Origin of the sequence: Enterococcus sp. AZ079 (genome assembly GCF_050547255.1) — a bacterium.
GTDB classification, from domain to species: domain Bacteria; phylum Bacillota; class Bacilli; order Lactobacillales; family Enterococcaceae; genus Enterococcus_D; species Enterococcus_D casseliflavus.
Genome location: NZ_CP172955.1, coordinates 1862475 through 1878266, shown reverse-complemented (window position 1 = coordinate 1878266; position 15792 = coordinate 1862475). Strand labels below are relative to the sequence as shown.

At 39.0% G+C, this 15792-nt stretch carries 13 protein-coding genes; 9 read left to right on the top strand and 4 right to left on the bottom strand.

The annotated features are described in order from the left end of the window. Window position 1: 1 nt before the first annotated feature. From IGJ15_RS09025 to IGJ15_RS09015, 3 genes are all read left to right on the top strand, one after another. Entirely contained in the window at window positions 2-817 is an 816-nt protein-coding gene (locus tag IGJ15_RS09025; RefSeq protein WP_118214900.1) for a MetQ/NlpA family ABC transporter substrate-binding protein, read from the top strand. 191 nt (window positions 818-1008) lie between these two features. Continuing rightward, window positions 1009-2589: a peptide chain release factor 3 gene (locus IGJ15_RS09020; protein WP_005225872.1), complete on the top strand. Its 1581-nt coding sequence runs from the start codon at window positions 1009-1011 to the stop codon at window positions 2587-2589. A 664-nt stretch (window positions 2590-3253) separates the two neighbouring features. After that, complete coding sequence (locus IGJ15_RS09015) at window positions 3254-3952, top strand: hypothetical protein (RefSeq protein WP_010748071.1); 699 nt, start codon at window positions 3254-3256, stop codon at window positions 3950-3952. 181 nt (window positions 3953-4133) lie between these two features. Here the strand turns inward: IGJ15_RS09015 and IGJ15_RS09010 are convergent, their stop codons facing one another. Further along, window positions 4134-5192: a WxL protein peptidoglycan domain-containing protein gene (locus tag IGJ15_RS09010; RefSeq protein WP_010748072.1), complete on the bottom strand. Its 1059-nt coding sequence runs from the start codon at window positions 5190-5192 to the stop codon at window positions 4134-4136. A gap of 19 nt (window positions 5193-5211) precedes the next feature. Then, a complete protein-coding gene (locus IGJ15_RS09005; protein WP_194186101.1) occupies window positions 5212-5700 on the bottom strand; it encodes a hypothetical protein in 489 nt (162 codons plus the stop codon). 1031 nt (window positions 5701-6731) lie between these two features. On the opposite strand from IGJ15_RS09005, the gene IGJ15_RS09000 reads away from it, so the two are divergent. Next, window positions 6732-7199, top strand: a complete 468-nt coding sequence (locus IGJ15_RS09000) for a hypothetical protein (RefSeq protein WP_010748074.1) — start codon at window positions 6732-6734, stop codon at window positions 7197-7199. A 473-nt stretch (window positions 7200-7672) separates the two neighbouring features. Then, a complete protein-coding gene (locus IGJ15_RS08995; protein ID WP_225582179.1) occupies window positions 7673-8992 on the top strand; it encodes a helix-turn-helix domain-containing protein in 1320 nt (439 codons plus the stop codon). A gap of 162 nt (window positions 8993-9154) precedes the next feature. On the opposite strand, the gene IGJ15_RS08990 is transcribed toward IGJ15_RS08995, so the two are convergent. Both IGJ15_RS08990 and IGJ15_RS08985 read right to left on the bottom strand, forming a co-directional pair. Further along, window positions 9155-9466: a DUF1827 family protein gene (locus IGJ15_RS08990; RefSeq protein WP_005225878.1), complete on the bottom strand. Its 312-nt coding sequence runs from the start codon at window positions 9464-9466 to the stop codon at window positions 9155-9157. Between the two features lie 148 nt (window positions 9467-9614). After that, window positions 9615-11879: an ATP-dependent Clp protease ATP-binding subunit gene (locus IGJ15_RS08985; RefSeq protein ID WP_172462585.1), complete on the bottom strand. Its 2265-nt coding sequence runs from the start codon at window positions 11877-11879 to the stop codon at window positions 9615-9617. Between the two features lie 270 nt (window positions 11880-12149). Here IGJ15_RS08985 and IGJ15_RS08980 point away from each other — a divergent pair, with 270 nt between their 5' ends. The 4 genes from IGJ15_RS08980 (at window position 12150) to IGJ15_RS08965 (ending at window position 15771) form a co-directional block, all read left to right on the top strand. After that, complete coding sequence (locus IGJ15_RS08980; RefSeq protein WP_005225880.1) at window positions 12150-12341, top strand: hypothetical protein; 192 nt, start codon at window positions 12150-12152, stop codon at window positions 12339-12341. A gap of 160 nt (window positions 12342-12501) precedes the next feature. Beyond that, a complete protein-coding gene (locus IGJ15_RS08975) occupies window positions 12502-12768 on the top strand; it encodes a phosphocarrier protein HPr (RefSeq protein WP_003126335.1) in 267 nt (88 codons plus the stop codon). After that, window positions 12768-14495 carry a phosphoenolpyruvate--protein phosphotransferase gene (ptsP, locus tag IGJ15_RS08970; protein ID WP_005225882.1) on the top strand — a complete coding sequence of 576 codons (1728 nt, stop codon included), beginning with the start codon at window positions 12768-12770 and terminating at the stop codon, window positions 14493-14495. Before IGJ15_RS08975 ends, ptsP begins: the two co-directional genes overlap by 1 nt. A gap of 265 nt (window positions 14496-14760) precedes the next feature. Next, the gene (locus tag IGJ15_RS08965; RefSeq protein WP_010748077.1) at window positions 14761-15771 is read left to right on the top strand and encodes a glycosyltransferase; all 1011 of its coding nucleotides are present in this window, start codon (window positions 14761-14763) and stop codon (window positions 15769-15771) included. The last annotated feature ends 21 nt before the right edge of the window (window positions 15772-15792 follow it).

Sequence of the window (15792 nt, the reverse complement as noted above, 5' to 3'; positions counted from 1 at the left end):
AATGAAAGTGAAAAAAGGATTTGTTTTAGGATTGAGTGTATTGGCATTAGGTGTATTGGGAGCTTGCGGTTCCAGCTCTGATGAGGCGAGCGAAGAGAAAATCATCAAAGTCGCTTCGCAAACGACACCAATGACCGATGTCGTAAAAGTTGCAGCGGAAGCAGTGGAAGATGGCTGGGAAATCCAGTTGGTCCAAGTCAATGACAATATCCAGTACAATGAGCTGCTGAATAATGACGAGGTCGATGCCAACTTTGCGCAACATGAACCATATATGCAAATGTATAATGAAGAAAAAGATGCAAACCTAGTGGCATTAGATAAAATCTACAACGCAAAAGTCGGTTTTTATTCCAAAGAGTATACGGATATCAATGATATTCCAGAAGGAACAAAAGTTGCATTGCCGAATGATGTGTCTAACGAAGGTCGAGCGTTAGCGATTTTAGCAGAAGAAGGGTTGATCACTCTTAAAGAAGGCGTTGGTGTCAATGGAACACTTAAAGACGTTACCGAAAATCCGAAAAATTTTGAATGGTTATCTGTTGATTTACTGAATCTTGCGGAAGCCTATGATGAGCCGAATGTATCCTTGGTATACAACTACCCAACCTATATTGCGAAAATCGGTTTGAAACCAGCCGATGCCCTTTTCTTAGAAAAAACGATCGATGATCGCTTTGCTATCTCATTGGTTGCTCGAGAAGACAATCAAGATTCTGAAAAAATCGCCGTCTTGCGCCGTGCCATGACTAGCGATAAAGTTCGCGAATTTTTAGAAAACGACCATAGCGATACCTTACTGCCAGCATTTTAATTTATTTCCATCAAATGGAAGGAACGCCCTTTGCCTAACTCTGTAAAAGAGAGTAGTCAAAGGGGTTTCTTGTCTTTTTTTGCTTTTTTATCACCCTTATCCATGATATACTGATTTGGTCAGAAAACTAGCGACAGTCTAAAATGGTCACTGTTCGCATTGTAAATACAAGAAATGGAGCAATAGAATCAATGGATAATCCAAAATTAAAACAACAAGTAGATAGTCGCCGTACCTTTGCGATTATTTCCCACCCGGATGCGGGGAAAACAACCATTACAGAACAATTATTATTATTCGGTGGCGCGATTCGCCAAGCTGGTACGGTCAAAGGGAAAAAGACTGGGAATTTCGCAAAGTCCGACTGGATGGAAATTGAAAAACAACGGGGGATCTCCGTGACCAGTTCCGTTATGCAGTTTGATTACCAAGGCAAACGGGTCAATATTTTAGATACCCCTGGGCATGAGGACTTTTCTGAAGATACCTACCGTACCTTGATGGCGGTGGATAGTGCGGTCATGGTGATCGATAGCGCAAAAGGGATCGAAGCGCAAACGAAAAAACTCTTCCAGGTCGTTAAAAAACGCGGTATTCCGATCTTTACCTTTATCAATAAACTCGACCGTGATGGCCGCGAACCATTAGAATTATTAGAAGAACTAGAAGATCTTTTAGAGATCGAATCATTTCCAATGAATTGGCCGATCGGCATGGGGAAAGGCTTAGAAGGACTGTATGATATCCATAACCAACGGGTCGAATTTTATCGTCCAGACAATCACGGTGGGGAACGTTTAGTTGCCCTAGATGAAAATGGTCAATTTCCTGCAGATCATCCATTTGCCGAAGACGGGTTGTTCCAACAAGTTTTAGAAGAAGTAGAATTACTGCAAGAAGCTGGCGATGCCTTTGATACAGAAAAAATCGCACGAGGCGATCAAACGCCCGTGTTCTTTGGTTCCGCCCTTACGAATTTCGGTGTGCAGACCTTTTTGGAAACCTTCTTGTCCTTTGCACCAGCGCCTTACGGTCACAAAACTTTGGCTGGTGATGAAGTCAGTCCATATGAACCAGAAATGTCTGGGTTTGTGTTCAAGATCCAAGCAAATATGAACCCTGCCCATCGTGACCGGATCGCCTTTGTCCGTATTTGTTCAGGAACCTTTGAACGAGGCATGGACGTGACACTTGAGCGTACTGGCAAAAAAATGAAACTCAGCAATGTGACACAATTTATGGCAGATACCCGAGAAAATATTGAAGAAGCAGTCGCTGGAGATATCATCGGGGTTTATGATACGGGAAATTACCAAATTGGCGATACGATCTATGAAGGAAAACTAAAAGTTGCTTACGAAGAGCTACCATCATTTACTCCGGAACTCTTTATGAAAGTCACTGCAAAAAATGTGATGAAACAAAAATCTTTCCACAAAGGAATCTATCAGTTGGTCCAAGAAGGAGCCATCCAGTTGTACAAGACGTATCTTAGTGATGAGTATATCATCGGTGCTGTCGGGCAACTGCAATTTGAAGTTTTCCAATACCGCATGATGAATGAGTACAATGCCGAAGTCATTATGACCCCAATGGGCCACAAGATCGCCCGTTGGATCGATCCGAAAGACTTGGATGAGCGTATGAGCTCAAGCCGTAACATTTTAGCGAAAGACCGTTTCGACCAGCCATTGTTCTTATTTGAAAATCAATTTGCAATGCGTTGGTTCGCAGATAAGTACCCAGACGTCGAATTGAAGAGTTTGATGTAAGAGTCGTTTCCCGCGAGACTGTCTAGGTAGGTGCAAGTTTGTACGTTAGGCTAATCTTTTTTAATTGAACGATCGTAGAAAGTCCTTTCTTATTCAAATGGATAAGAAGGGGCTTTTTTTGCTGAAAACGTGCTTTTGATACAGAAGGAAGGTTGCATGATTGGGGGCAATCGTCCAATGATCAGACAATTATCCTAATTTATAACCATTCTTTTAAAAGAAGATAAAATGAGTCGGAAAAAGAGCGTAGTATTAAAGGTGACCACAAGGAAATGCATTTGAAATGAATAGAAAAATATCATAGGCCCATTTGATGATTCAGGAAATTTTCACTTGTTTGAAAGTAGAGGGATAGCAGAGAATAGATTGCCAGTGATAGAGGTCGTTTAATCATTTGATCGAGGACATGTTCTTTTTGTCAGATGCTACTAGTGAAGCCTAAGCTTTCTTTATCTGAGCATGAATCGGTGATAGCCCTTGAAACTTCATTTGAAGCACTTCTAACAGATGGTTTAAGTTTTCAGTTGGTGAACCATGGCTTCGGGACGCCAAAATGAATTAGTCTTATTGCTAGTCTACTAGTTATCTATCTATCGATTTTGCTAAAGCAAATGATTATTTATTAAATAAAAGTGATTTCTGAAACCAGAAAGGGGACCAGGTAGTGCTAAAAAGTTTGTTATTCATATTTTCGGCGATATTTTTCTTTCCAACAATAGAGGCTGCAGCTGATGAGGTTTCCGAAACGTTGATTTTTGATTTGAACACGATTGACTTTAAGGACGAACACTATTATTTGTTGAAAACCACACAAGATCTTCAGCTGACCGTCAATAGCAACGGCAGTGAAGGTGCTTTTGACGTAACGATCACGACTGTCGGAGAAGGATTTTCAGCAGAACTAAACAGCGTGAACGGTTCGGAAGAGAAGATCATTCTGATTGAGGATACTGATGAAACATCAATGATTCTTAACGTAGCTGCAACATTGAACATAAAGGAATATCTTGATGCCAACTCTGAGTACTACCTATCAGTCACGTTTACAGCAATTGATGATTCAGAGACCTTTACGAAAGAGATGAAAATGAATCAGACGGATGAGGAAAAAGAAGAGATTCCAGATGAAAACTTGACAGATGAAGACCAAGAGGATGAAAAGCAAGAAGACAATGGCATTGAAGATGAATCTGAACGCCCAGAGGAAGAAGACTCATTAGAGAATGATTCATTCAGCCAAGAAGAATCACTTGAGGATATCAATGATGATACTGTCCATGAGGATCGTTTAGAGGAAGAGTGCCAGTACGAGATAGCGACAATTTTTACAAAAGAAGTGATTTTTGATAAAAGATATGTTTAAAACTAGTGTAGAAAAAACCGCTTAGCTGAATAGGAGCGGTTTTTTTGCACATCTTTTTCTAATACTAGGTGAAAAGTGCTTTTGCTGAATAAGTTTGAGACTAATTGGTGGTACTAAAAAAAGGAGCTTTGAAGCGACCTCCAAAAGTTAGTCCTAAAAGCTAACTTTTGGGGTCACAACACTAGCCCTCTCTTTTTCTTTTTGATTTAAAAATATAGATGACTTCAGCTGCCAACGCTGCAACGAGAACAAAGATGATCCAGATAAGGATTTGATTATTTGTCTGAACATCGGCAGTGTTCGTTGGACGGTTCTCTTTTTTGAAGTTATCCAAGTCTTCTTTCTCATAAGAAAAAGTAGTCGTGATCGCTTTTCTAGTTGTTTCTATAGTTAAACGGTATTCGCCTTCAATAAGTTCACTATCGTCTATTAAAGGAATCTGCATTCTTGATTTGGTTAACGGCGTTAAAAGAACGGAATCTGCTAACTCCCCAGAGGCAATTGTTTCTCCATTGGGGTTTATTAGTTCGTAGAGCGCATTGTTTAAGTTGCCTAAAATAGGATTATAGTTAAGTGCATAAAATTGTAGGTTTGCCATGTCCTGAAGAGCAACGAAGGAGAAGTCTTCATAAACGACGTCTTTGATCTCTTCCACTTCACTAAAAAGTAAGTTGATAAAAATGATAGACTCGTAGGCAGACGCAATACTAATAGAATCTTCAGCTGTTTGAACACCTAATATTTGCTTAAAATTAATTCCACCCATTACAGTACCTTCAAGCTCTATGTCGTCTGGAACATTTATGGTAATGCTGACACCAACAGATTCATTAGGGGCAATTTCTATTTGATTCTCTTCGTCTATAGCATCTGAAGCGATAGTAACATAATTTGAAAAGTCGTATTTATCATCGAGAAGGTTCTCTGTATTCGAGGTGTACAAAATAGAGGATTCTCTTGAAATAGCAGTTGAAGAAAAGGGAGTGACCGCTATTGATGAATCACCAGCTCCAATGTTTTCCAGTTTAATTTCAAATGTATACTTTTTATCAACATCAGAAGGAAAAGTAAGAGTATTTCTTGATGTTTCATATTCGGTATCACTAAGTGATAGTTTTAAAGTATTCGTCGTCTCATTCGCTGTTGCAATACTTATATTTATATTTGCGATTATTGTCAATATGAGGAAGAACACAGAAACTCTTAGAAAAGAGTCTCTGTGTTTTGATATTTTATCCATATGCTATCCTTTTTAAGAATTAAAGTTGTTGACCATTGCCTGAGTCAGTAGTATCTGATGCAGTTACTGTGATAGTGGGTGTGCCATCTAGCAAAGCAGTTTGACGATTGAATGTGAAGTCAACGGGCTCGCCTTCTGTTGAACGAGCGATAGGGTCTGCAGTTATTGCTGTCAAAGAGATTTCTTTCAGTGAATTTGAGAAGTAGATACCATCAGATCCAGAAGAAACTCTAATGGTAACGCTCATAGAGTCACGGGTCAAGTTTGTTAATGTTCCACCAACGTTTTCAATAGTTCCTTCCTGAGTTCCATCCAATAAGTCTTCACTAATTTCGAATTCATTTAAAGTCAAGGTGTTAAATGTAAAGCTAACACCATTTTCTGGTTCGGTGATAGTAACAGCGATTGGGGGAGCGGTAACCGGGTCTCCAATAGTCGCTGACGCAGTGATTCCTCCTACTAGTAGTAAAGATGTTGCCAATGTTGTACCCAAAATAACTTTCTTCATAATAAAACCTCACTTTAATTTTTGCAGATGATTTACTGCTTAAATAAAGTATACAATGATGGTGTATTATGTTATTATCCGTTTTTTCGCTATTTTTAATGAAAAAGTAGAAAGTATTTTATTAATCTGATTTTTTTATACAATAATTTAATTAAATATTCTAGTGGTCAAATGATGCTGATTATCAAGTCGACCTATCTTTCTGTCTACGAATTATCAATTCGGTAATAATCACTATGAAAGTAAATTTGTTGCAGGGTTATATTTTGGCTTTTATTTTAAGTCAAAGTCTTCTCAGAGTTAAAAGAATTGTCGTTCCAACTAGAATTGGACCTAAAAAACGAAAAAAATGTTATTCGTAGTCTCTGAGAATTTGCTCTGAATCAGTCGCTGTCAGAGAAACTAGTTCTGAAAATTCATGTTTAATATTTCTTTAGTGAACCCCTGCAATTCAATAGAAATCAACTTTTTATCATTTTTAAGAAACTATTTTGGAAGTAGCTTTACGCGTATGAACAGTTGCGTAGGGTGGGGATTGAAAAGTATGATTCTATTTATGCGTTCCTATTGGATAGGTATATCGAAGTTACTTATGAAAAAATATCAATTAACGTTTTCATTCAATTAGTAATCTGCACCTACAATTCTTCTAGCTTCAAGCGACAGAGACATCAAGGGTTACTCCTGTGTTAATAAACGTTCATGTTTGTTTCGTTATAAAGAAATCTCAAAAAACTAACTGTGTGGGATGGCTATCTCATGAACCATAGATTTTAATAGGAAGCATATTTTTTTAAGAATATACAATCAGACTCTTTGAAGAAAGCTTTGAAAGAGTTTTTTTGTCTTTCTTAATTTTATGAAGTTGCTACTCGTTTCTAATCGACAGGTCTTTTAGTCAGTAGAAAGAAAAAGAGTGACAATGATTATTTTATTTGTAGTTTTTTTGAAAAAAAGACGATAAAAATCAGCTGGTTCTTACTATATCCTTAATAGCAGAGGATCAAAGTTCTTTTAAGGAGTGAATCAAAATGCTGCAAACCAGAATAAATTTCAGTGGACAAAAGAATGCTACCATGTTGACTGTGCGCTTTTTCAGCAACAAGACGAACACGATTTTAGAGAGAAATTTAATTGTGGATCAAGAGGATGATCGTCAATCGGTTCTTGACTACTTAGCAGAATCACTAGGGGAAATCAACATCTTGCAATACTCTTCGAAAAACGTTTTGTGTATCGCTGAACGTTCAAGGCTAGAAAAAGCAGGAGGCACGCATCGATTGGAACATTTTTGGGGAGATGTCATCAGTTATATCGTTGAGTGCGTGGATAAATCTGGTATTCATTATGATTTGCATGTCATTGGCAATGTTGATTCGGATGATGAAGAAATTATGCGGTCAATTAATGAGATCAGTGATGAATTGTCGATCATCAACATTTATGAATACAAAGATTGCTGGCTAAAAAGAGAAGATATTTTATTACAAGCTCTTTGAAATGAACTTGATTCCTCAAAGAAGTTTGTCCAGCTAGAAAATGATTTTACTCTCCAAGTCACTTACCAATCAATGAAAGAATACGAATTTTTTCTAAGTCTATGGAAACAGCTAATTCACAGGATCTTTTTAATGGTTTCCAACACTTTTTTGTTATAAAAGGTAAGAATCGTTTCACAAGTTTTTCTCACCCGTTCTGTTTTAAAGAAGCGGGGATTTTTCTGAAGTTTTTATTAAAATTGTCCGTTTAATGAAAAAAGAGGCTCAAATTTAAGTTTATTTTACTATAATTGGAAACTAGGATACTTTTTAAATAAGGCGGGTAAAAAATTTTGGAGTATATAGAAAAGTTGTATAGGTTTTATTTAACCAAAAAACAGGTAGATAAATTAACTATTATTAGAAATATCATTTTGGAGAAGCAGCTGTCTCTTGATAAAATATGTGAAACGATAAACAAATCTTTGTATCAGGTGAAAATATTGATCAATGAAATCGCCGAAGATATGAGAGAGTTTACGACCTTTGACGAGTCTATTTTTTTGCTGAAAAAGAGAACCGTTTATTTGTCACGAGAATTAAACGAAGAACAAAGCCTGCATATTTTTGTGAATCTAAAGAAGAAGTATTTCTTAGAATCTCCTTATTATCGTCTATTATCCTATTTGTTAAGAAAAAGAAAGACCCGTATGGTGGACATCTCAGAAGAATTGATTTTTAGTATTTCTTATTGTTATAAATTGATCAGCTATCTGAAAAAAATGCTGGTTATCCAAAATGTCCCGATTACTATCAATAACAATACAGATTCCATTGATCTGACAGGGGCAGAGCCTTGTGTGCGGATGTACCATTATTTAGTTGAGATCATGGCTTGCAATGTTTACATCAATCAGCGCACCCGTGCAAGCGTTGAATTAGCTGCGAAAGAATATGAGCCGTTGAAAACTACTAAAGTGAAGCACGACATTATGTTTTCAATCATTGAAAATGCGGTGTTGAGGGGCTATATCGTCAATGAATTAGACGAAGCTTCCATCGCTATTTATGAGCAAATCAAGCAACTCAATGGGGAAAAGCAAGTGATCAAGCTGCTGCCGATCAGAAGTCAGCAAGATATCGAGAAAGAACAGATTTTTTATCACTTCTGGGTTTTTCTCTTCATACCTGAAACGATCTCGGATCAAGAGAAACTTCTTTTGGGGAAACAGCTGCGAAACCTCTCGGGGAATCCATTGGTCGAATTTTCTGCCGATGTTGTGGCTGTCTTGTCGCAAAAGTATGATCTTTCCAAAGCGATCGAAGCGTTTCTTACCTATGAATTAGTGATGAATACATGGGGCTGTCTTCATCTCTTTTTGGATAGTTTTGTGTCTACTGAAGATTTGTCCTCTACGAACGAACGTGTATTAGAGGTGGAGGAGTTGATTGCGACCGTCTTGCAGCGCCATTCGTTTGTAATAGAAAAAGAAGCCCTTTTCTTAAGGAAAATCGCTCAGATTACAGCATCTTATTTACCTATCCAAAAAGAGGAACCGATTCGCATTGGTATTTCTCTTTTGAACCACCCAGAATATATTCCGGTCATTAAGAACAAACTATTGAAAATTTACAATGAAAATGTGATTCACTTTAGTTCGAACTTAGGAGACTCAGACATACTGGTTTCTGATGGCGTGCTGATCCATAATGAGTCACAGAAATTTACATTTTTTGGCAATGTTCATAGTACCAAGGATTGGCACAATCTACATGTGATGATCCAGTCGATGATTTCTAATAAATATACTTGAAAAAGAGAGCGTAACGCTCTCTTTTTTTGCTTGACTATCAGGTAGCGTTGGTCGAAGTACTAGACGAAAGAAGGAGGAGAGAAGACAAAAAAAGATATCTATAAAAGAGGGCTGCGACAGTCACCTTTTATAGATATTTTTTAAACACGTGATTAGGCAAAGCTAACGTGAGGAAGACAACGTTTTTTTGATGGAGATTTCTACCACTTCGGGCATTTGAATCACAGAGATCGTAGCAGGATCATAGGAGCCATCAGGTAATTTTTTCAAGAAGTAATTTTTGATTTCTTCTACCTCCGTCGGGCGAATATTCCGTTTTTTATTGATCAGCAAAATTTCATTGTGGTTCGGCGCTGAGGTAAAGATCACTGTCGTGTCTCCGGCAGTGTAAACCTTTACAAGTTCTGCGTCGGTATTTTCAAGTTGATTCAATACTAGTCGAGAATGGCTGTTTGTAACGTTGATTAATTTCACCAGACTCACCTCACATTCTATGTATTTATTAATAACATTATAGGTCGTTTTTTTTCAAAAGAAAAGCCAGACAACTCGGAATTACCCAATTTTTTGGCAAAACATGGTTGTCTGGCAAAACGAACGGTTTGGTCACCGTTTTGACACGTTATTGCTCATCTGTTTCCGATGGTTTTTCCTCTTCAGCAGAAGGTGTTTCTTCAGGAAGTGCAGAGGATTCAGCTGAAGTTACAACGATTTTATCGGAATCCTCCAATTGTGCTTTTAATTGACGAACTTGAGGATGCTCAAGATAATATTCAGCAATCCCGTCTTCGATTTGATCTTGGATGGTCCTGCGCAATGGGCGAGCACCCATCGTTGCGCTGTAACCTAGATCGACCAGTTTTTCTTGCACGTCTTGTGGAACATCGATATGCAATTTTTGATGACTAAGTGTTTGATTGACATCATGCAGCATAAGGGACACGATCGATAACAAGTTTTCCTTGCTAAGTGCTTTGAATTCGATGATCCCGTCAAAGCGATTGAGAAATTCTGGCGTAAAGTAATTGTTCAATTGATTTAACACGGAACGAGTGATGCCTTCACGCGCTGCTCCAAAGCCGACGTTGGCTTCAACTTTGCCAGTTCCAGCATTACTTGTCATGATGATCAAGGTATCTTTAAAGCTGACTGTACGTCCTTGGGCATCCGTCAAACGACCATCATCGAGAATTTGCAAGAACATATGCAATACATCAGGATGGGCTTTTTCCACTTCGTCTAATAAAATCAGGCTATATGGATTCCGACGAACTTTTTCCGTCAATTGACCCGCTTCTTCATAGCCAACGTAACCAGGAGGAGAGCCAATCAGTTTGGATACACTGTGTTTTTCCATGTATTCTGACATATCGAAACGAATCATCGATTCTTCAGAACCAAACATCTCATAGGCTAATTGTTTTGCTAATTCGGTTTTCCCGACACCGGTTGGACCGACGAATAAGAAAGAGCCAATTGGACGGTTTTGTTTGCCTAAACCGACCCGATTTCTGCGGATCGCTTTGGCTACTTTATCGATCGCTTCATCTTGTCCGATAACTTTAGCTTTCAAGTCATCCGCAAGATTTTTCAATTGCGTTTGTTCTTTTTCTTTCAATTCACCAACTGGAATATTTGTCCGTTCTTCAACGATTTGTTCCATGTCTTTTTCGGTAATGACTGGCGTTTCTTCTTCGCTGATTTGGCGTTCCTTCATTTTTTGCAATTTATTGATTTGATCGCGATAGTAAGCAGCTTTTTCGAAATCTTCTTCTCGAGAGGCAGCTTGTTTTTGTTCTTCTGCTTCTTGTAATTTCTTTTCGATCGTTTTTGGATCAACGATTTGGATCGTTAAGTTTTTCTTAGAACCTGTTTCATCTAGTAGATCGATTGCTTTATCAGGCAAGAATCGGTCTTGGATGTATCGGTTAGAAAGGGTAGCGGCAGCTGCAATCGCTTCATCAGTATATTTCACATGATGATAATCTTCATAACGTGGTTGCAAACCTTTTAAGATGCGGATCGTTTCTTCCACAGAAGGTTCATCCACACGTACTGGTTGCAAACGGCGTTCTAAAGCAGCATCTTTTTCGATGATGCGGTATTCATTTAACGTCGTTGCTCCGACCATTTGTAGTTCTCCACGGGCAAGAGCTGGTTTTAAGATGTTTCCAGCATCCATATTTCCGTCGCCAGCTGCACCAGCGCCAACGATTTCATGGACTTCATCAATGAACAAAATCACGTTTTCTGCTTGCTTGATTTCTTCAATCAATTTTTGGATGCGTTCTTCAAATTGGCCACGAATACCTGTGCCTTGAACAAGAGACGCAACGTCCAAACGAATGACTTCTTTGTCCATCAGTTTTTGTGGTACATCGCCATCGACGATTTTTTGGGCTAACCCTTCAACGACGGCAGTTTTCCCAACCCCAGGTTCTCCAATAAGCACAGGGTTGTTTTTTGTTCGACGATTAAGGATCTCAATCACTCGTTTGATCTCTGAATCACGACCAACGACTGGATCGACTTCGCCATCACGAGCCATTTGGGTAATATTGATACCGTATTCTCCTAACAGACCTGCAGGTGCTTGGTTATTGCGTGGAGGCTGACCGCCGACAAAACCGTTACCGCCGGTTTGCGTCGGAGGGGTTTGTTCATAAGGGGTATTTCCTTGCTGCATCTGGCGAGACATTTGACGAAATAGATCATCAATATTGCCGAATCCAAAAGGATCTTGCGCCATTGCAGCTGCAGCATTCCCAGATTGAGCTTTTAATTTTTGGTAACAACTTTGACAATAATCGAGTTGTTTTCTTTGACCATTGACACTGGCATATAAATGAATAGACGCTTCATTTTTGCCGCAATTTTGACAAAGCATAGATTCACGACCTTTCATATTTGTTCCAACACCCTTATTTTACGGCGCTTTTTTACACTTGTAAAAGAAAAGGGGCTGTGTGCATAGAAACGGTCATCTTCGAGGTAATGTGTTATTGACCTTTACTGACCATAATTCTATTATACTAACTTTTTGTCAGACTGCAAGAATTTTACTCGTAAAAATTTTTGCCGCTCTTTCATTAGCAGAAGCGTCTTTTAAATAAAAAGTAATTCCATTATAATAGAAAGAAAGAGGTGAGAATTGAGGATGGAGAACAGAGATTTTGCTTCAGAAATAACGCGTTTGCGCAATGGAGAGATCCAAGAATTGATTGTCCAACAGCCAGAATTCCTGGCGTTTAGAGATGTCTGGCTCCAGTTGGAAGATCGGTCTTCTTTTGTCGGAGAAGCGGGCTTAAATGGGAAGATCATCTACCGTTATGTGCAAGAAAATAAATAGGACATTTATTTCAATCGTTTATTTAAGAGAAAACGGTTGTCTATCGAGGAAAAAAATGGTAATCTTAACAGTTGAAAGGGCGATTTTTTTCGGGTGTCATTGCATGCATGGAAATTTTGCCTTCACACAAAAAAACGTATCATAAAGGAGATTGATCAATATGGAAAAGAAAGATTTTCACGTAGTTGCTGAGACAGGGATTCACGCACGTCCAGCTACATTATTGGTTCAAACAGCAAGCAAATTCAACTCTGATATCAACTTAGAGTACAAAGGTAAATCAGTAAACCTTAAATCAATCATGGGCGTAATGTCATTAGGCGTTGGCCAAGGTTCTGATGTAACTATCACTGCTGAAGGTGCTGACGAAGCAGATGCAATCGCTGCAATCGTAGAAACAATGAAAAAAGAAGGTTTGTCTGAATAATGGTTGAGATGCTAAAAGGAATTGCTGCTAGTGATGGTGTAGCCGTTGCGAAAGCCTACCTGTTAGTACAACCTGATTTATCTTTTTCAAAAGTATCAGTTGAAGATACTGCAGCAGAGGAAGCACGCTTAGATGATGCGTTAGCGAAGTCAACAGCGGAATTACAACAAATCCGTGACAAAGCAGCGCAAACTTTAGGTGAAGCAGAAGCACAAGTATTTGATGCTCATTTAATGGTTCTTTCAGATCCTGAGATGATTGGTCAAATCAAACAAAACGTGACAGATAACAAAGTCAATGCAGAAGCTGCGTTGAAAGAAGTTACTGACATGTATATTGGTATGTTTGAAGCAATGGATGACAATGCTTACATGCAAGAACGGGCAGCTGACATTAAAGATGTCGCAAAACGTATCTTGGCGCATTTGCTGAATGTGACTTTGCCTAATCCTTCAATGATCAACGAAGAAGTAGTCGTTGTTGCGCATGACTTGACACCAAGTGATACTGCACAATTAGACCGCAACTTTGTAAAAGCTTTTGTAACAGATATCGGTGGACGTACTTCTCATTCCGCTATCATGGCACGTTCTCTTGAAATCCCAGCAATCGTTGGAACAATGGAGATCACTGCAAAAGTGAAAGCGGGCGACATCTTAGCTGTTAACGGTATTATCGGTGACGTTATCGTCAACCCGACAGATGACCAAGCAGCTGAATTTGTTGAAGCTGGGAAAGCCTACGCAGAACAAAAAGCAGAATGGGAAAAATTGAAAGATGCCGAAACAGTTACCGCTGATGGCAAGCACTTTGAATTAGCTGCGAACATTGGAACGCCAAAAGATTTAGAAGGTGTCCACAACAATGGTGCAGAAGCAGTCGGTTTATACCGTACTGAATTCTTGTACATGGATTCTCCTGATTTCCCAACAGAAGAAGACCAATACAAAGCATACAAAGCAGTTTTAGAAGGAATGGCTGGCAAACCAGTGGTTGTCCGTACAATGGATATCGGTGGCGATAAAGAACTTCCTTACCTAAAATTGCCTCATGAAATGAATCCTTTCTTAGGCTATCGTGCATTGCGTATCAGCTTATCTGAACTTGGGGATGACATGTTCCGTACCCAACTTCGTGCGTTGTTACGTGCTTCTGCTCACGGCAACTTACGTATCATGTTCCCAATGGTGGCAACATTGAAAGAGTTCCGTACTGCGAAGAAAATGTATGAAGAAGAGCGTCAAAAATTGATTGACGAAGGCGTTGAGGTTTCTAACGAGATCCAAGTCGGAATCATGATCGAAATTCCAGCAGCTGCTGTCTTAGCAGACAAGTTTGCGAAGGAAGTTGACTTCTTCAGTATTGGTACCAATGACTTGATCCAATACACAATGGCTGCAGACCGCATGAACGAGCGCGTGTCTTACTTGTACCAACCATACAACCCATCAATTTTACGTTTGATCAAAAACGTGATCGACTCAGCGCATGCTGAAGGCAAATGGGCTGGTATGTGTGGAGAAATGGCGGGCGATCAAACTGCTGTGCCACTTCTTGTAGGTATGGGCTTAGATGAGTTCTCAATGAGTGCAACATCTGTTCTGAAAACACGTAGCTTAATGAAACGCTTGTCAACGACTGACATGCAAGAATTAGCAAAACGTGCTTTAGAAGATTGCGATACAATGGAAGAAGTTGTTGAGCTAATCGAACAGTATGTTAACTAATCATTTCTAGGCAACAAGCAATTTTGCTTGTTGCCTTTTTTTTGTTATAAGAAGCCATCTTGTTCGATTTGACTTGCAACAGCCTGCTCGTTTTTTCAGAAAACGAACAATTTTGTCATATCTTTGTATAAAGCTATGATTCCGTAGGTTTTTCACGTATCATGATTAAATGGGGAACAAAATCTAGGACCATGGTAGGAGTATGTCTCCGATTGCCTATGGTATACTAATATCAGATATAAGCATTTCCAAGGAGGAATCATCTTTGAAAGTACTTCTTTATTTTGAAGGAGAAAAATTATTAGCTAAATCAGGTATCGGTCGAGCGTTGGCCCATCAGCAACGAGCGCTGACATCTGTCGGGATTCCTTTTACTCTTGATAAAAATGATGAGGACTATGATATCCTTCATATCAACACGTATGGGATCAATAGTATGCACATGGTCAACAAAGCCAAAAGACAAGGGAAAAAAGTGATTTACCATGCCCATTCTACAGAAGAGGATTTTCGGAATTCATTTATCGGCTCAAACCAGCTTTCGCCATTATATAAAAAATATTTGATCAATCTTTATTCTAGAGCCGATCAGTTGATCACCCCGACTCCTTATTCGAAAGAACTTTTGGAAGGGTATGGTATCCAAGTACCGATCGAGGCAATCTCAAACGGCATCGATCTTGACAAATATCAGCCGGATCAAGAGAAAGAAAAAGCCTTTCGCGAGTATTTCAATCTCTTACCAGATCAAAAAGTCATTATATCCGTCGGTTTATTTTTTGAACGAAAAGGCATTCTTGATTTTGTAGAGATAGCTAGACAGTTGCCTGAGTATACGTTTATCTGGTTTGGTCATACACCAATGATGACGATTCCTAAACAGATCCGCGACCTCGTCAATGAAGACCATCCAGAAAATGTGTTGTTTCCAGGTTATATCAAAGGAGACATTATCGAAGGCGCATATTCCGCTGCCGATTTATTCTTCTTTCCTTCTTATGAAGAAACAGAAGGGATCGTAGTCCTTGAGGCGTTAGCCAGCCGCCAAAATGTGCTTGTTCGGGATATTCCTGTTTATAAAGGGTGGCTAAGTAATGGGCGCAATGCATACATGGAAAAAACCAATGAAGGATTTATTGAGAAAATCAAAGGAATCGTGGAGGGCACGTTGCCACCATTGAGTGAAGCGGGTTATGAAACAGCAAAGCAAAAGAGTATTGATGAAATTGGGTTTAAATTACAAGAGGTTTATACAAAAGTGATGAATACGGAATGAAGAAACTAATGTAAAGTTTGG